An 18,042-nucleotide genomic window follows, 5' to 3' on the forward strand; every position below is an offset into this window, starting at 1 on the left:
ATGATTATTTAAATTTGCTAAACAAAATATAAAAACCATCATATTATGAAATTTAGATTTTTAAAGATTGTAGTATTAACGTTCATTGTTTTATTGACCAGTAGTTTTGTCTCTAACTCTAAAAAGGAGGAGTTTCAAGGACAAGCTTATTATTTTTCTAAATCAACTATGGATTTAGGAACTTGGGGAGCTAGATTAAGCGATGCACAAAAAAAACAAATTGCCAATCGTATGAAAGGAAGGCTTGAAAAAACTTTTGTTTTAACTTTTAATAAAGAAGCTTCGTTATTTTTGGAGGAGGAAAAACTTGATGCAATATCTGGTGCTACTGATTCTTGGGGGAAAAATTTTGCTCCTGGGGAACAGTATAAAAACGTTAAAAGTAATATTCAAGTTCAAGAACAAGAATTTTATGGGAAGCGTTTTTTGGTAAAAGATAAACTTCAAGATATTGAGTGGAAGTTGGAAAGTGATACAAAACAGATTGGAAGTTATATGTGTTTTAGAGCTACGGCATTAATACCTACGTCTGATCTAAATTGGTATTCATTTTCTTGGGATAGCTTGAGGGAAAAAGAAAAAGATAATTCTAGTGTAGCTTTAACAGCTGTTGAGGCATGGTATACTATGAATATTCCTGTGAGTCATGGACCAATGGAATATTGGGGTTTACCTGGTTTAATTTTAGAAGTAAGTGCTGGAAATACTACTATTTTATGTTCTAAAATAATAATGAATCCTAATGAAAAAATAATAATTGAGGCTCCAAACAAAGGGAAAATTGTTACCAAAAAGAATTATCAAGAAATTATAACCGAAAAGATGATAGAATTTCGTGATAATCGTAGACGAAGACAAGGATAAATTTTAACATTTTAAGATTAAACTTATAGATGTTTTTTGAGTCTAATTGGAAGTTAAAGCGTAATTTTAACTATAAATTCAAATACATTAACCAATGAAATTAGATTCTATTAAATTAACTGTTAGTTGTTTAGCTTTGTTTTTCACCTCTCTTTTGTTTGCTCAAGATAGCTTTCAAGGTGTAGCTTATTATCAATCTAAAACATCTTTTGATATGGATGGGTTTGGAGGAAGACAAATGAGTGAAGACCAAAAAAAGATGATTGCTGAGCGTATGAAAAGTATGTTGGAAAAAACATTTGTATTAACGTTTAATAAAACAGAATCTACTTATAAAGAAGAAGAGAAGTTAGAAGCTCCAGGAAGAAGTGGAGGCTTTGGAATGATGATGAGTAATTTTACTGGTGGTAAGCAATATAAAAATGTAAAGGAAGAGCGTTTATTACAAGAGCAAGAGTTTTTTGGGAAACAATTTCTAATAAGCGATTCATTACCAAAATTACAATGGGTTATGGGAAGCGAAACTAAGCAAATAGGTAAGTATATGTGCTTTAAAGCTACAGCAGTAAAAAAAGTAGATGAATTTGATTGGAAAAGTATGCGAAGAAAGGATAAAGAAAAGCAAGATGCCGAAAAGAAAGCAGATTCTAGTGAAACAGCTATTAAAGATCCATTAGATGAAATTGAGATTCCTGAAGAAATTACAATCACAGCGTGGTACACACCTCAAATTCCAATTAATCAAGGACCTGGAGAATATTGGGGATTACCTGGATTAATTTTAGAAGTAAATGCAGATAAAACTACCATTTTATGTTCTAAAATTGTGATGAATCCAGAAGAGAAAGAAGAAATAAAGAAACCAACAAAAGGAAAAGAAGTTACTAAAAAAGAGTATGCCGAAATCATGAAAAAGAAAATTGAAGAAATGCGCGAAATGTATGGAGGAAGAGGTAGAAAAGGCGGATTTAGAATGAGAGGCTAATCAATCAAAAATTTAATCAAACAAAACAGATGAAACACATTTTAACTGCTATATTACTATTAGTAGTAAGCAACACTTTTGCTCAAATTAAAGTAGAAGGAGTTGTTAAAGATAGCATTGGAAATCCGTTAGAGCTAGCTAATGTAATAGCTATTAATCAAGAAACAAAGGCGTTAGATTCCTATGGAATTACTAATGATAAAGGACGTTATAAGTTAAATCTTAAAAGTAATGCTACCTACAAACTTCAAGTGAGTTATATAGGTATGAAGACCTTTGAAGAAACTATAATAACTAAGGATCAAGATATAAATAAGACTTTTACATTACAGCCAGATAATACGCTTGATGAGGTTGAGTTAACTTATGAAATGCCTGTGACCGTTAAAGGAGATACTTTAGTGTATAATGCCGATTCTTTCAAAGATGGTACAGAAAGAAAACTAGAAGATGTCTTAAAAAAACTTCCTGGAGTAGAGATTAATGATGATGGAGAGATTGAAGTAGAAGGAAAAGCGGTTAGTAAGGTAATGGTGGAAGGAAAAGATTTCTTTGATGGCGATACTAAACTAGCAACAAAAAATATTCCAGCTGATGCACTAGATAAGGTTCAAGTGCTAAAAAATTATGATGAAGTTGGGCAGTTAAGAAGTGTTAGAAGTAACGAAGATAATATTGCGATTAATATTAAATTAAAAGAAGGTAAAAAGAACTTTTGGTTTGGTGAAATTACAGCTGGAGCAGGACCAGACGAACGTTATTTAGTACATCCTAAGTTGTTTTATTACAGTCCAAAATACAGTCTTAATATTATCACAGATATGAATAATATTGGTGAAATACCATTTACAAGACGAGATTATTTTAAATTTTCAGGAGGCTTTAGAGGTGTTAATAGTAATAGTGGAACAAGTTTTAATGTGGCGACAAGTGATATGGGCTTTTTAACTATGAGAAACGATAAAGCTAAAGCTATTGATACTAAGTTTGGAGCTGTTAATTTTAGCTATTCACCAAAGAAAACATGGGACTTAAGTGGTTTTGCTATCTATTCTGGAACAAGAACAGATATGCAAGAAAATAGTTTTAGACAATATGCGCAGCCTGAAGACGAAAATCAAATAGCTCCACCAGATGAAAGCACAACGAGTAAGACACATCAAAAAAGTGATTTAGCATTGTTTAAATTGAGTTCTAGTTATAAGCCTAATGCCAATAATCATTTTGATTATGATGTTTTTGGAAGAGTGTCAAAACAGAGTGAGTTTACAGACTTCTATTCTTCAGTTTTGGACGATATTGATGAAACTCAAGAGCAAAACCCTTTTAGTATTAATCAAAACATTAATTACTATTATACACTTAATGAAAAAAACATTTTTGCTTTTGAAGCGCAGCATTTATGGCAAGACGAAGACCCATTTTACAATGCAGCGTTAACGCAATCAGAACAGTTTCAGTTTTCGCAGGTTTTAGGTTTAGATACTAATCAGTCTGGTTATAATGTTGCTCAAGATAAGCGTGTAAAAACAAATAAAGTAGATGCTAAACTGGATTATTGGTATGTTCTAAATCAAAAGAGTAATATCAATTTTACATTAGGGACGTTGTTAAGTAAGCAGCAGTTTAATTCAGAGATTTACCAAATACTAGATAATGGAAATAAATATGAGTTAGAAGATGCAGAGAGCGATGTGGAAAATGATATAGACTATGGTTTAAGCGATCTTTATTTAGGTATACATTACAGATTAAAAACAGGAATTTTTACTATTACTCCAGGGTTTTCTTTACATACATATGCTACAAAAAATACACAGTTTGGTTCAAGCACAAAGGATAATTTCTTTAGGTTATTACCAGATTTTAATGCGAGAATTCAATTAAAGAAAAGTGAAAACATAAACTTTAATTATAGAATGCAAACTACATTTACAGATGTTAACCAGTTAGCAGAAGGGCTTGTGTTTAATAATTATAACTCTTTATTCCAAGGAAATAGAGATTTAGAAAATTCATTGTCTCATAATTTAAACTTAAGTTATTTTAGCTTTAATATGTTTAATTATACCAATGTGTTCGCTTTTGTAAATTATAGCAAGCGTATTGATCAAATAAGAAGTCAATCAGACTTTTTATTAATTCCGAATCCTGAGTTTCCAGATAATTCAGATGAGGAGTTTATACAAACAACCAATAGAATATCTACACCTTTTAATTCTAATTTTGCTGACGAGTCTGTTTCAGCTAACGGAAGATTTGAACGTACATTTGGAAAAATAAAGGCATCTGTAGGAGGAAGTTTTTCTTACTCAAAGTTTAATCAAATTATTGGAGGAGAGCGTAATATTAATGAATCCTTCACACAGTCATATAGAACGCGATTAAGCACAAACTTTAGAAAAGCACCAAATTTTGAAATAGGCTATAATTTGACTGTTAATGAGTATGACCAAGGTAGTGCTACTAATAAGTTTTATACGCATAGTCCTTTTGTTAATTTTGATGCATATTTCTTAAAGGCATTCACATTCAAAGCAGACTATTCCTATTATAATTATAAAAATGAAGTAGAAACTTTAAATAACTATAGCTTTTTAGATGCTAGTTTAGCATATCAAAAAAAGGATAGTAAATGGGAATATACCTTAGGAGTAACAAACTTATTAAATACGGAATCACTAAACCAAGATAATACTAACACTTTGTATACAAGCACGAGTGAGTATTTTATACAACCACGTTATGCTGTATTAAGTGTTAAATACAACTTGTAATGTAAATAGCTCATTTTCAAATAGATTTTGAATTAAATATAGTCAGCTGTAAAAAACCATTATTTTTAATGGTTTTTTATTTTGTGTAAAGGTTAAACTTAGATATATTTGCCACCGCTTTTGGGGAGATACTCAAGCGGCCAACGAGGACAGACTGTAAATCTGTTGGTTTTTACCTTCGCAGGTTCGAATCCTGCTCTCCCCACAAACAATAAAAAGAGCCTTTCGATTTCGAAAGGCTCTTTTAGGTTCATAACTAATCTGTTTAAGGTAGATGTTATTCGTCTCGTAAAACATGTATTACGCCTGTTATAGTGTGAGTGTTACCTTGAAAATCCTGGTAATCACCACTAAAATTAATGTCTATATATTCACCAACGTCACCAATAGCAGTTAAGTTGTATATAATGTTGTTGTTTTCATCAGCAATATCATTACATTCTTGAATAGTCATTCCAGTATCTCCTGGAGTATTCCAATCTAAATGATCGTACGTTCCTATATATGGAGCATCATTTAGGCTTCCAAATAAGAAGAAGCAACCAAAATTATCATTCGTTTGTGCGTAAATGTTTAAGGAAAAATCTGTTGTTTGTCCATTTTCACCAAAATAAGCATCAATCCATTCAATAATTAAATGTTCTTCAACACCATCAATAGTAAATTGAATAAACTCAGTAACATCATTACAAGAAGTAATAGTACCAATATTTGTTGTTGGTGTTGTGAATGTATAATTTATTTCACCAGTTGTTTGAAGGTTTGTATAATCGGCACCACTAATTTGAAATGTATCGTCTCCAGCACAACGAATCAATGTAATTTCAAAATTACCATCATCAACAATATCAATATAAGATTGATTTCCATAGGTTAAATTAACATAGCCATCAATTACAGGGTTGCTATTACAATCGTTAAAATTACCAGTAATAGTTTCTGTAATTATTTCTGGATTATCTTGAATAGGAATCATAATTGTAATAGTTGAGTCTGTACTAAAAGGTCCAATGTTAGAAGTATATATAGTGTTAGAACCACAAGCATCATAGCTATAAGCATTAAGCTCTAAAGTTTCGTTACTAGGCACTAAACCACAAACTTCACCATTTTCGTTAGTGTAACCACTACTGGTTGGGTATAGATAATCAGAATTTGAGTGTGTTAATGTTATAGATAAGTTAGAAATAGGATTATCGTTTTCATCAACAACATTAATACATAAGTTTACAGCAGGAAACTGTGCGTCATAATTCCAAAAAGAAAAGTGTGTAACAGTACCTACATATTCATTACCTACTAGGTTAGCTTGACCATCTTCAATCCAGTAACCATGAGTTTCATCGAAGTACCATAAAGGGATTGTTGCAGGAGCAGAAGCTACCAAATTAGTAGCAAGCGGAACTCTTATTTCTGCAGTAGAGCCTTCGGCTAAATTAATGTCTTCACCACCACTTCCTCTTAACTCCACAGCAAGCATACCATAGGTTTGAAGCATACGTTCTTCATTTTGAGAATTAGCGGCGTATAACATCCCAGGCATTTGATTAGACATATTCTCGTCTTCAGGATCTAAGTGATGCATAATTACATCAACAGAGCCAGAATAGGCTGTACCATCTTCTTTTATGTATTCACCTTCTAAGGAAACAGAAGCGCCATTATCTAAATTAAAGGTTTCTTGAGAACCACTATTGGTTGTACCAATAACGGTTTCGTCAAGTAGCATAATGGTCACTTTATTGGTTCCTGAGCTTGGGACCACAGCTCTAGAACCATGAATATATCCAGCTTTAGAAGCTTTAATATATGCGAAACGTTCATTAACATTAGCATTGTTTATTATAAATACACCATTACTGTCTGTAGAAGCTATAGAGCTTCCTACTGTAATGGTTACATTTTCTATTGGGTTATTGTTTTTATCAACGACTGTACCTAGAAAGTTTCTTGAGATTTCGTTTCCAAAATTTTGAGAAAAAGTAGTTGGATCTGGGTCATTACCTTGTGGTGGAGTGTTTGTGTTAAGTTCTTCGTCATTACATGAAAAACTGAAAATAATTAGGGCTAGTAATACTGCATTTTTAATAGACTTCATAATGTAATTGGTTAGGTTAATACTAAAAATACAAACGAGGTAATTTGTATGTGTTTATAAATAAAACAGTTAAGTATTAAAAACTCCTACCTTTAAAATGAAATTTAAATAAAAAAACCTCTAGATTTTCTAGAGGCTTTATATTTTGTTACATAGTCTTTTTATAAATCAAAAGCAGCTTTTACTTTATCTACGTAGTCTAATTTTTCCCAAGTAAATAATTCTACATCCATGGTTTTGCTATCTCCATTTGGTTGCTCAAAAGTTTTAGAAACTGTTTTGTGAGGTCTTCCCATATGTCCATAAGCAGCAGTTTCACTATACATTGGTTGACGTAATTTTAAACGCTCTTCAATAGCAGCAGGACGCATATCGAATATCTTAGAAACTTTTTCTGCAATTTCTCCATCTGTCATATTAAATGGACATGTACCATAAGTGTCAATAAATATTCCCATTGGTTCAACAACACCAATAGCGTAACTTACTTGTACTAACACTTCATTACAAACACCAGCAGCAACTAAGTTTTTAGCAATATGTCTTGTGGCATAAGCTGCACTTCTATCTACTTTACTTGGATCTTTCCCTGAAAAAGCACCTCCACCATGAGCACCTTTTCCTCCGTAAGTATCTACAATAATTTTTCGTCCAGTTAATCCAGTATCTCCATGAGGTCCACCAATAACAAACTTTCCTGTTGGATTAATGTGATATTTAATTTCATCAGTGAATAATGCTTGAATAGCTTCAGGAAGCTTAGCTACCACTCTTGGAATTAATATATCTACAATATCCTTTCTGATTTTTGCTAACATAGCTTCATCAGTATCAAAATCATCATGTTGTGTAGATACTACAATGGCATCGATTCGTTGAGGCACATTGTCATCACTGTATTCAATAGTAACCTGACTTTTAGAATCTGGTCTTAAATACGTAATATCTTTATTTTCTCTACGCAAAGCAGCTAACTCAATTAGGATTCTATGAGATAAATCTAAAGCCAATGGCATATAGTTTTCAGTCTCACGAGTAGCATAACCAAACATCATTCCTTGATCACCAGCACCTTGCTCTTCCTTTGTAGCTCTATCTACACCACGATTAATATCATCTGACTGTTCATGAATTGCTGAAAACACACCACATGAATTACCATCAAACATGTATTCGCTTTTTGTATAACCAATTTTATTAATCGTTTCTCTAGCTATTTTTTGAACGTCTAAATAAGTATTAGACTTAACTTCACCAGCAAGTACAACTTGTCCAGTTGTTACAAGTGTTTCACAGGCTACTTTCGAATCTTTATCAAAAGCTAAAAAATTATCTATTAGTGCATCACTAATTTGATCAGCAACTTTATCTGGATGTCCTTCAGACACACTTTCCGAAGTAAATAAATATGACATATCTCTTTAATTTAAATCTTAAATAATTAAGGGAATTTGTTGAATTGCTTGGTCGCTAGAGAAGTAGATACATTACTGCTTTAGCATTTTTATTCTGAACTCGTTTCAGAATCTATTGAAGACTCTAAAGAGAACAGGTACTGAAACAAGTTCAGTACAAGAGGTTGCAATCAGATCAAATTTTTCCTCTTAAATTCGTTGGCAAATGTAATTAATATAACACAACTAAAAAATGCTTTTATAATAAATTGATGTTAAACCGAAAAAAAACCTGAAAGATAGATGTGTGTAAAGTGAAAAGTGATTTTTTTTCTGATAAAAATATTTGGTTATATAAAATAAATTATCAAAATTTGATCTAACAAAATGAAAAAACAAATTTTAAATATCATTTCTATTAGCATTGCTGTGATTATTTCACAACGATAGGAAGGTATTGTAAAAAGTAAAATATTAAAAAGCCTTCTGTTTACAGAAGGCTTTTTTTATGGAATAAATATAAATGAGATTAAAACATAACATAGTAGTAATTATTAGCATTATCGTCATTATTAACTTGATATAGGTTGATACAGATTGTTATGTTATAATGAAAAACCTGTATCAATTTGATACAGGTTTTTTTTATAAATAAAATGCAACTGACTATCATAAAAAACAAATCATAAGTAATTGATAATTAATGAGTTGATATTTTTTAAAGGGAAGTGGGTTTAAATAAAAGTAATATTCTGGCAATGAATAGATTAAGTGCAAAATATAATTTCGAATCATCAAATCAGATTAAATTAAATGAGTAAGCTCAATAAATATAGTAAAACAGTTACGCAAGACCCAACACAACCTGCAGCACAAGCGATGTTGCATGGAATTGGATTAACACGTGAAGATTTTGATAAGCCAATAGTTGGAATAGCAAGCACAGGATACGAAGGTAATCCATGTAATATGCATCTTAATGATTTAGCAAAATTAGCTAAAGAAGGCGCTTTAAACCAAGATGTTGTTGGATTAATATTCAACACCATTGGAGTAAGTGATGGTATTTCAATGGGAACTCCTGGAATGCGTTATTCGTTGCCTTCTCGTGATGTGATTGCAGATTCTATGGAAACTGTTGTGCAAGCTATGAGTTATGATGGATTAATCACTATAGTTGGATGTGACAAGAATATGCCTGGAGCTTTAATGGCGATGATTCGATTAAATAGACCTTCAATATTGGTTTATGGAGGCACTATAGATTCTGGTTGTCATAATGGAAAAAAACTAGATGTAGTTTCTGCTTTTGAAGCTTGGGGAAGTAAGGTAGCAGGAACTATGAAGCAAGAAGAGTTTGAATGTATAGTAAAGAAAGCCATTCCAGGAGCTGGTGCTTGTGGAGGTATGTATACAGCAAATACCATGGCATCTGCAATAGAAGCTTTGGGTATGACACTGCCTTTTAATGCTTCAAACCCAGCAAAGAGTGATGCCAAACAAAACGAAGCCATTGCAGCTGGTGAAGCAATGCGAGTGTTATTAGAAAAAGATATCAAACCGTCAGATATTATTACAAGAAAATCTTTGGAAAATGCCATACGATTAGTCACTATTCTTGGAGGTTCAACTAATGCAGTATTACACTTTTTGGCAATTGCTAGAGCAGCTCAAATAGATTTTACTTTAGAAGATTTTCAAAACATAAGTGATAACACACCTTTTTTAGCCGATTTAAAACCTAGCGGAAAATATTTAATGGAAGATTTACATCATGTTGGAGGTATTCCAGCAGTATTAAAATATTTATTAAAGAAAGGTCTGCTTCATGGTGATTGTTTAACCGTTACAGGAAAAACATTAGCAGAAAATTTATTGGATGTGAGTGATTTAAAAGAAGGTCAAGATGTGATAAAACCACTAGAAAATCCTATTAAAATTTCAGGCCATTTACGTATGCTATATGGAAATCTTGCAGAAGAAGGAAGTGTAGCTAAAATTACAGGAAAAGAAGGCTTAAAGTTTACAGGTAAAGCTAAAGTTTTTGAAGGTGAATTTGAAGCTAATGCAGGTATTGGAGCTGGTAAAGTTGAGAAAGGTGATGTCGTTGTTATTCGATACGAAGGTCCAAAAGGAGGTCCTGGGATGCCTGAAATGTTAAAACCTACATCAGCAATTATGGGAGCAGGATTGGGTAAAGATGTGGCTTTAATAACTGATGGTCGTTTTTCAGGAGGAACACATGGATTTGTAGTTGGGCACATCACTCCAGAAGCACAAGAAGGAGGCACTATTGCTTTAGTACAAGATGGCGATATTATTACTATTGACGCTGAAACCAATACGATAACAGTTAATGTGTCCAATGAAGAATTAGCAAAACGAAAACAACAATGGCGTGCACCAGAGTTAAAAGTAAAACGTGGTGTGCTTTATAAATATGCAAAAACAGTATCATCAGCATCTAAAGGGTGTGTTACAGATGAGTTTTAATCATTTTCAAATAATAGAATATGAAAGCAACACAAACAATTGAAAAGAAAAAAGTAACACAAGAAAGTGAGCGTATATCTGGTAGTGAAGCTATCATAAGATGTTTGTTAGCCGAAGGTGTTGATGTATTATATGGTTATCCTGGAGGTGCAATTATGCCTGTGTATGATGAGTTATATAAGTATCAAGATAGATTACAGCATGTATTAACACGTCATGAGCAAGGTGCTACTCATGCAGCTCAAGGCTATGCTCGTATTTCTGGTAAAGTGGGTGTGGCTATGGCAACTTCAGGACCTGGAGCAACTAACTTAATTACAGGAATTGCCGATGCACAGATAGATTCTACACCAATGGTTTGTATTACTGGTCAAGTTCCATCCCATTTACTTGGTAGTGACGCATTTCAAGAAACAGATATCGTTGGTATCTCAACTCCAGTAACGAAATGGAATCATCAAATTACAAAAGCTTCTGAAATTCCAGAAGTTTTGGCAAAAGCATTTTATATAGCTAAAAGTGGCAGACCAGGGCCAGTTTTGGTCGATATAACTAAAGACGCTCAATTTGAAGAATTTGATTTTTCTTATAAAAAATGTGAAGGCATCAGAAGTTATAATCCTGTTCCAAAAACAGAATTAAGTAGTGTACAAGCTGCTGCAGATTTAATCAATGCAGCAAAAAAACCTATGATAGTTTGGGGACAAGGCGTGATTCTAGGTGAGGCAGAAGAAGAGTTAAAGACTATCATAGAAAAAGCAGGTATTCCATCAGCTTGGACAATTTTAGGAGCTTCAGCAATTCCAACATCACATCCTTTAAACATTGGAATGGTAGGAATGCATGGTAATTATGCGCCTAATGTATTAACAAACGAATGTGATGTGCTCATTGCTATAGGAATGCGATTTGATGATCGTGTAACAGGTCGATTGGATGCTTATGCGAAGCAAGCTAAAGTAATACATTTTGAAATTGATCCAGCTGAGGTAAATAAGAATGTAAAAGCAGATGTGGCAGTTTTAGGAGATGCTAAAGAAAGTTTAAAGCAACTATTACCATTGTTAAAAGCTAATTCGCATTCAGAATGGCATCAGAAGTTTAAGGATTTATATGCTATAGAATTTGAAAAGGTTATAAAAAATGACTTGCATCCTACCAAGGAAGGGTTGACTATGGGTGAGGTTTTAAACGAAATTAATATACAAACCAAAGGTGAAGCTGCTATAGTTTCAGATGTTGGTCAGCATCAAATGATAGCTTGTAGGTATGCCGATTTTAACAAAACAAAAAGTAATATCACATCAGGAGGTCTAGGTACAATGGGCTTTGGTTTACCAGCAGCTATTGGTGCAAAAATGGCTGCTCCAGAACGCGAAGTAATTTCTATTTCTGGTGATGGAGGCTACCAAATGACTATCCAAGAGTTAGGCACAATTTTTCAAACCAAAACAGCTGTTAAAGTAGTAGTACTTAATAATGAGTTTTTGGGTATGGTAAGACAATGGCAACAGTTGTTTTTTGATAAACGATATGCTTCAACCGAAATGACTAACCCAGATTTTGTTGCTATTGCTAAAGGTTATTTTCTAAATGCAAAACGTGTTACTAAAAGAGAAGAGTTATCAGATGCTGTTGCAGAAATGGTAGCTAGTAAGGAGGCATACTTCCTTGAGGTATGTGTAGAAAAAGAAGATAACGTATTCCCTATGGTGCCTTCAGGAGCATCGGTTTCAGATATAAGATTAGCATAGTTATGGAAAAAGACATAAAACATTTTACAGTTTCAATTTATACCGAAAATAATATTGGATTATTAAACAGGATTTCGGCAATATTTCAAAGAAGACATATCAATATTGAAAGTATTAATTCGTCTATTTCTGAAATAGAAAATGTATCGCGATGGACATTGGTTGTGAAACTTACAGAAGAGCAAATCAAAAAGATAATCGGACAAATAGAAAAGCAAGTTGAGGTCATCAAAGCCTATTATCATACTGATGAGGAAACTATTTATCAAGTGTCTGCAATGTTTAAAATTAAGTCAGATTTACTTTTTGAAGAACGTAAAATTCAAAATATCATAAAGGATAGCAATTCAAGAATTGTAACCGTAAATAGAGATTTTTTTGTACTTGAAAAATCAGGAAGAAAACATGAAGTAGAGCAACTTCATAGAGAGTTGAGTGCTTTCGGAATTATGCAATATGTACGTTCTGGTCGTATTGCAGTCACTAAAGATGAAATGAAAATATCAGAAATGCTAATAGCATTTAATAACTAATATAAAATTGTCAGGTTGAGCGAAGTCGAAACCGATAAACAAATAACAAACAAAACAATGGCAAATTATTTTAATACACTATCATTAAGTCAAAAATTAGAACAATTATCTAAATGTCGATTTATGGAATCTTCAGAGTTTGAAGATGGTGTTTTAGCTTTAAAAGGAAAGAAAATTGTAATCGTTGGTTGTGGTGCACAAGGTCTAAACCAAGGACTGAATATGAGAGATTCAGGATTAGATATTTCATATGCTTTACGAGAAGGTGCAATTGAAGAAAAAAGAACATCTTATGTAAACGCAACAGGCAATGGATTTGTAGTTGGAACATATGAGGAATTAATTCCTTCAGCCGATTTGGTATGTAATTTAACTCCAGATAAACAACATGGTAATGTTGTTGATGCAGTAATGCCTTTAATGAAGCAAGGAGCTACACTAGCTTATTCTCATGGATTTAATATTGTTGAACAAGGACAGCAAATTCGTGAAGATTTAACTGTAATTATGGTAGCACCAAAATGTCCTGGAACAGAAGTTAGAGAAGAATACCTTCGTGGATTTGGAGTACCAACATTAACAGCTGTACATCCAGAAAATGATCCTGAAGGAAAAGGTTGGGTACAAGCAAAAGCCTATGCGGCAGCAACAGGAGGCCATAAAGCAGGTGTGTTAGAATCTTCGTTTGTAGCAGAAGTAAAATCTGATTTAATGGGAGAGCAAACTATTTTATGTGGTGTAATTCAAACGGCTTCAATTTTATCTTTTGATAAAATGGTAGAAGAAGGTATAGAGCCAAGTTACGCAGCAAAATTAATTCAGTATGGATGGGAAACGATTACAGAAGCTTTAAAGCATGGAGGGATTACCAATATGATGGATCGATTATCTAATCCAGCAAAAATAAAAGCATTCCATTTATCTGAAGAATTAAAAACGATAATGAAGCCGTTGTTTGATAAACATATGGATGATATTATGTCTGGACACTTTTCTAAAACGATGATGGAAGATTGGGCTAATGATGATGTAAACCTATTAACATGGAGAGCAGCAACTGGAGAAACTGCTTTTGAGAAAACGACAGCAACTGCACAACATATTTCGGAGCAAGAGTATTTTGATAATGGTGTGCTGATGGTAGCATTTGTACGTGCTGGAGTAGAATTGGCTTTTGAAACTATGGTAGCTTCTGGAATTATTGAAGAATCTGCTTATTACGAATCATTACACGAATTGCCTTTAATTGCAAATACAGTGGCTAGAAAGAAGTTGTTTGAAATGAATCGTATCATCTCTGATACAGCAGAGTATGGTTGCTATTTGTTTAACCATGCTTGTAAACCATTGTTAGTAGATTTTATGAAAACAGTATCTACAGATGTTATAGGTAAACCTTATGTAAATTCTAACAGCGTTGATAATATTGAGCTTATTTTAGTTAATGATGCTATTAGAAATCACCCAATAGAAGCTACAGGTAAAGTACTTCGTGCTGCTATGACAGCCATGAAAGTTATAAAAACACAAGAAGCTCAAGAGCCAATATTGGTATAATTTATGCAAACACTAACTACATATTTTCCAAGTCTTCACGATGTAAATAAAGCAGCCGAAAAACTAAAAGGTATTGTTTCGGTTACACCTTTGGTACAAAACATACAGTATTCAAAGCAATTTGATTGTAATGTGATGTTTAAGCGTGAAGACTTGCAAATGGTGCGTTCCTATAAAATTAGAGGTGCATATAATAAAATAGCATCTTTAAGCGCACATGAAATTGAAAATGGTATTGTTTGCGCAAGTGCTGGGAATCATGCTCAAGGCGTGGCTTTATCATGTAAGTTGTTAAATATAAAAGGTACAATTTACATGCCTGCGCCAACTCCAAATCAAAAGATTGAGCAAGTAAAAATGTTTGGCGAATCGTATGTTGATATTGTATTAGAAGGCGATACATTTGATGATGCATATCATGCAGCTATGGAAGAGTGTAGCTCACTAAATAAAACCTTTATTCATCCATTTAATGATGAAAAAGTTATAGAAGGACAAGCAACTATTGCTCTTGAAATACTAAATCAAACAACTCAACCTATAGATTATGTTTTTGTGCCAGTTGGCGGTGGAGGTTTGGCTTCAGGATTGTCAACCATATTTAAAGAGCTATCTCCAAAGACTAAAATAATTGGTGTTGAACCAGAGGGAGCGCCTTCAATGAAAACTGCATTACAAAATGGTAAGGTTGTGGAGTTAAAACATATTGAAAAATTTGTTGATGGTGCTGCTGTGAGACGTGTTGGTGATAGAAATTTTAGTATCTGTAAAGAGACTCTTGATGAGATGATTACTGTTTCAGAGGGTAAAGTTTGCGAAACCATTTTAGAACTTTATAATAAGGATGCTATTGTTGTTGAGCCAGCAGGAGCTTTAAGTATTGCTGCGTTAGAACAATATACAGATGAGATAAAAAATAAAAATGTAGTATGCATAGTAAGTGGTAGTAATAATGACATTACAAGAACAGCCGAAATTAAAGAACGTGCTTTGTTACATGCTAACTTAAAACACTATTTTATTATCACATTTCCTCAACGCGCTGGAGCATTACGCGAGTTTGTAGTGGATATTTTAGGACCTAATGATGATATTACGCACTTTGAATATACTAAAAAAACAAATCGTGAAAATGGAGCAGCTGTAGTTGGTGTGCAACTTAAATCACCAACCGATTTAAAACCGCTTATTACCAAAATGAAACTTCATAATTTTTATGGTGATTACTTAAATGACAAACCAGAGCTCTTTCAGTTTTTGGTGTAACTGTTATATCCTTTAAAGAAATACTATGAAATGGTAATAGTGTAAAGGTTATATTTTCTTTTACTAACTTAGTTTTGTCAAAAAATATAGTTAAAAATAGAATGTTATTATCATGATTAACAGGTTGTATTTTTCAATAGATATAGAAGCTGAAAAAGAAAAGATTTGGAAAGCACTTTGGGATTTAGATATGTATAAAGATTGGGCTGGTGTTTTTTTTGAAGGTTCTTATACAGTAGCTAATAATTGGGAGGTAGGTAGTAGAGTATTGTTTCTTGCGCCAGATAAAAGCGGAATTTATAGTGTTATTGAAACACATGTTCCAAATAAAACAATCACTTTTAAACATATTGGAACTGTCGTTGAAGGTAAAGAACAGCCTATTGATGATGATGCAAAAAAATGGTCAGGAACTACTGAAACTTATACTATATTTGAAGGCGAAAATTACAATACACTTAAGGTAGATATTGATATTCTAGATGAGCATTTAGATTTTATGACCAAAACATTTCCTTTAGCCTTAGAAAGAGTGAAACAAAATTGTATGTAAAATAATTGAAAGCTAAACAAACATACTTAAAAGGAAAATCTGTTTTTATAGTTTCTCTTGTTGTAATCTTTATTACAATATTAACGGTTTACTTAACTGGAGAAAATTATAATAGAACTGTAACGTCAAACTTTTATATATCCTTATCAATAATTGGAACTGCTCTATTTTTATTTATGACTTATGGCTTGTATGAAGGAATTGGCTTAATTGACAATTTCCCTAAATATAGAGATTTTCAAACTGGAGATATTATAGCTAGTTCAGGGACATCACCAGATATTCCAAGTGTAGAGGTAGGAGAAGGTATTGGAGGTTTTTTGTTATCTATCTTGCTTTGGATTGGAATGACAATTCTAGTTTTTTTACTTCTTGTTTTATTAGAGGCTTTTTTTTGGTTTTCAATTTTTGTGATTTTGACAATATTGTACTGGGTGTTTTTTAGAGCTTTAAAGTTTGTTTTTTCAAAATCAAAAGATACAAAAGGACAGGTTTTACAATCAATAATTTACTCGTTATCCTATACTGTTTTATATTTAGGATGGATTTTCGCAATTGTGTATTTAGCACAGTCATTACGATAGGTAATTATAAACAAAACGCATTACTTTTTAGTAATGCGTTTAACAAATAATTTTAAAAAATCTGGTTAAATAATAGTCGATTGTCCTAGGTGAATGTTAGAGAAATTAAGGTTTGTGTCTTTTGGATTGGAAATATAATCCTCTATAAAATCACCAACTTTACTTGTTGTAATATTGTCGTATGTTGTGTTTAAATCTGGTGTAGTAATTTCTAGCTTTAAAGACCTTTCAACTGCTGCTCTAATTAAGTCGGCTTCGTCAAATAATTCAAAATGATCTAATAACATAGCTGCAGACAAAATTGATGCTATTGGATTTGCAATGCCTTTATTGGTTGCTTGAGGATAAGACCCATGAATTGGCTCAAACATAGCATGTTTATCACCAACTGAAGCACTAGCTAATAGTCCAATTGAACCTCCAATAATACTAGCTTCGTCACTAATAATATCTCCAAACATATTTTCGGTAAGAATGACATCAAATTGTCTTGGATTAAGTATTAATTGCATTGCTGCATTATCAACAAATAAGAAATCAAGTTCTACATCTACATACTTTTTGGCAACATCAGTCACTACTTTTCGCCATAGACGTGAGCTTTCTAAAACATTTGCTTTATCTACCAAAGTGACTTTGTTTTTACGTGTTTGAGCAGATTTGAATGCTAAATGAGCAATACGTTCAATTTCGTGTTTAGAATATTCACATAAATCGGAAGCTGTATTACCATCATCGCTAATTTTCTTCTCTCCAAAATAGATGCCACCAGTTAATTCACGATAAATACTAATGTCTGTGTCTTTTATGTTTTCTTGTTTTAAAGGAGACTTATCTAATAAACTATCATAAGCTTTTACAGGCCTAATATTAGCGTATAAACCGAGCGATTTTCTAAGCTTTAATAAGCCTTGTTCTGGACGTACTTTTGCAGAAGGGTCGTTATCGTATTTCGGATGACCAATAGCTCCAAATAGTATAGCATCACTCTTTTTACATAACTCCAAGGTATCATCTGGTAAAGGGTTGTTAAAATGATCGATTGCTGTTGCGCCAACCTTTGCATGATTAAACAAAAATGTATGGTCAAATTCTACAGCAATAGCTTTTAAAACCTTAATGGCTTCATTGGTTACTTCTGGACCAATACCATCTCCTGATAAAACGGCAATGTTTAGTTTCAT

General features: G+C 32.7%; 13 protein-coding genes and 1 tRNA gene. 11 read left to right on the plus strand and 3 right to left on the minus strand.

Translation table 11 applies throughout. The features are described 5' to 3' along the window. Window positions 1-45: 45 nt before the first annotated feature. The 4 genes from ACLII3_RS08520 (at window position 46) to ACLII3_RS08535 (ending at window position 4,831) form a co-directional block, all read left to right on the plus strand. Entirely contained in the window at window positions 46-864 is an 819-nt protein-coding gene (locus tag ACLII3_RS08520) for a GLPGLI family protein (RefSeq protein ID WP_412983809.1), read from the plus strand. A 94-nt stretch (window positions 865-958) separates the two neighbouring features. Then, window positions 959-1,849 (plus strand): GLPGLI family protein, encoded by an 891-nt coding sequence (locus tag ACLII3_RS08525; protein WP_412983810.1) that lies wholly within the window; start codon window positions 959-961, stop codon window positions 1,847-1,849. Between the two features lie 29 nt (window positions 1,850-1,878). Next, window positions 1,879-4,626 (plus strand): carboxypeptidase regulatory-like domain-containing protein, encoded by a 2,748-nt coding sequence (locus ACLII3_RS08530; protein ID WP_412983811.1) that lies wholly within the window; start codon window positions 1,879-1,881, stop codon window positions 4,624-4,626. Between the two features lie 122 nt (window positions 4,627-4,748). After that, window positions 4,749-4,831: transfer RNA gene (locus ACLII3_RS08535), tRNA-Tyr, on the plus strand. Between the two features lie 72 nt (window positions 4,832-4,903). Here the strand turns inward: ACLII3_RS08535 and ACLII3_RS08540 are convergent. Both ACLII3_RS08540 and metK read right to left on the minus strand, forming a co-directional pair. Beyond that, window positions 4,904-6,724 carry a hypothetical protein gene (locus tag ACLII3_RS08540; RefSeq protein ID WP_412983812.1) on the minus strand — a complete coding sequence of 607 codons (1,821 nt, stop codon included), beginning with the start codon at window positions 6,722-6,724 and terminating at the stop codon, window positions 4,904-4,906. A 161-nt stretch (window positions 6,725-6,885) separates the two neighbouring features. Then, on the minus strand, window positions 6,886-8,139 hold the full coding sequence (gene metK / locus ACLII3_RS08545; protein WP_412983813.1) for a methionine adenosyltransferase: 1,254 nt from the start codon (window positions 8,137-8,139) through the stop codon (window positions 6,886-6,888). A 792-nt stretch (window positions 8,140-8,931) separates the two neighbouring features. On the opposite strand from metK, the gene ilvD reads away from it, so the two are divergent. From ilvD to ACLII3_RS08580, 7 genes are all read left to right on the plus strand, one after another. Further along, window positions 8,932-10,611, plus strand: a complete 1,680-nt coding sequence (gene ilvD, locus ACLII3_RS08550) for a dihydroxy-acid dehydratase (protein ID WP_412983814.1) — start codon at window positions 8,932-8,934, stop codon at window positions 10,609-10,611. Window positions 10,612-10,631: 20 nt separating this feature from the next. Continuing rightward, entirely contained in the window at window positions 10,632-12,365 is a 1,734-nt protein-coding gene (gene ilvB, locus ACLII3_RS08555; RefSeq protein WP_412983815.1) for a biosynthetic-type acetolactate synthase large subunit, read from the plus strand. 2 nt (window positions 12,366-12,367) lie between these two features. Further along, on the plus strand, window positions 12,368-12,898 hold the full coding sequence (ilvN, locus tag ACLII3_RS08560; protein WP_412983816.1) for an acetolactate synthase small subunit: 531 nt from the start codon (window positions 12,368-12,370) through the stop codon (window positions 12,896-12,898). Window positions 12,899-12,955: 57 nt separating this feature from the next. Beyond that, a complete protein-coding gene (gene ilvC, locus ACLII3_RS08565; RefSeq protein ID WP_412983817.1) occupies window positions 12,956-14,455 on the plus strand; it encodes a ketol-acid reductoisomerase in 1,500 nt (499 codons plus the stop codon). A gap of 3 nt (window positions 14,456-14,458) precedes the next feature. After that, window positions 14,459-15,721, plus strand: coding sequence for a threonine ammonia-lyase IlvA (ilvA, locus tag ACLII3_RS08570; protein ID WP_412983818.1), 1,263 nt, complete (start codon window positions 14,459-14,461; stop codon window positions 15,719-15,721). 112 nt (window positions 15,722-15,833) lie between these two features. Next, the gene (locus ACLII3_RS08575; protein ID WP_412983819.1) at window positions 15,834-16,274 is read left to right on the plus strand and encodes a hypothetical protein; all 441 of its coding nucleotides are present in this window, start codon (window positions 15,834-15,836) and stop codon (window positions 16,272-16,274) included. Between the two features lie 5 nt (window positions 16,275-16,279). Continuing rightward, window positions 16,280-16,858, plus strand: coding sequence for a hypothetical protein (locus tag ACLII3_RS08580; RefSeq protein ID WP_412983820.1), 579 nt, complete (start codon window positions 16,280-16,282; stop codon window positions 16,856-16,858). Between the two features lie 65 nt (window positions 16,859-16,923). Here the strand turns inward: ACLII3_RS08580 and leuB are convergent, their stop codons facing one another. Then, window positions 16,924-18,042 carry a 3-isopropylmalate dehydrogenase gene (gene leuB, locus ACLII3_RS08585; RefSeq protein ID WP_412983821.1) on the minus strand — a complete coding sequence of 373 codons (1,119 nt, stop codon included), beginning with the start codon at window positions 18,040-18,042 and terminating at the stop codon, window positions 16,924-16,926.

This window comes from Pontimicrobium sp. IMCC45349 (assembly GCF_047219225.1).
In the GTDB taxonomy this organism is placed as follows: Bacteria; Bacteroidota; Bacteroidia; order Flavobacteriales; family Flavobacteriaceae; genus IMCC45349.

Coding starts and splice junctions, on each gene's coding strand:
- ACLII3_RS08520 (WP_412983809.1), top strand. CDS start 46: ATGAAATTTAGATTTTTAAAGATTGTAGTATTAACGTTCATTGTTTTA.
- ACLII3_RS08525 (WP_412983810.1), top strand. CDS start 959: ATGAAATTAGATTCTATTAAATTAACTGTTAGTTGTTTAGCTTTGTTT.
- ACLII3_RS08530 (WP_412983811.1), top strand. CDS start 1,879: ATGAAACACATTTTAACTGCTATATTACTATTAGTAGTAAGCAACACT.
- ACLII3_RS08540 (WP_412983812.1), bottom strand. CDS start 6,724: ATGAAGTCTATTAAAAATGCAGTATTACTAGCCCTAATTATTTTCAGT.
- metK (WP_412983813.1), bottom strand. CDS start 8,139: ATGTCATATTTATTTACTTCGGAAAGTGTGTCTGAAGGACATCCAGAT.
- ilvD (WP_412983814.1), top strand. CDS start 8,932: ATGAGTAAGCTCAATAAATATAGTAAAACAGTTACGCAAGACCCAACA.
- ilvB (WP_412983815.1), top strand. CDS start 10,632: ATGAAAGCAACACAAACAATTGAAAAGAAAAAAGTAACACAAGAAAGT.
- ilvN (WP_412983816.1), top strand. CDS start 12,368: ATGGAAAAAGACATAAAACATTTTACAGTTTCAATTTATACCGAAAAT.
- ilvC (WP_412983817.1), top strand. CDS start 12,956: ATGGCAAATTATTTTAATACACTATCATTAAGTCAAAAATTAGAACAA.
- ilvA (WP_412983818.1), top strand. CDS start 14,459: ATGCAAACACTAACTACATATTTTCCAAGTCTTCACGATGTAAATAAA.
- ACLII3_RS08575 (WP_412983819.1), top strand. CDS start 15,834: ATGATTAACAGGTTGTATTTTTCAATAGATATAGAAGCTGAAAAAGAA.
- leuB (WP_412983821.1), bottom strand. CDS start 18,042: ATGAAACTAAACATTGCCGTTTTATCAGGAGATGGTATTGGTCCAGAA.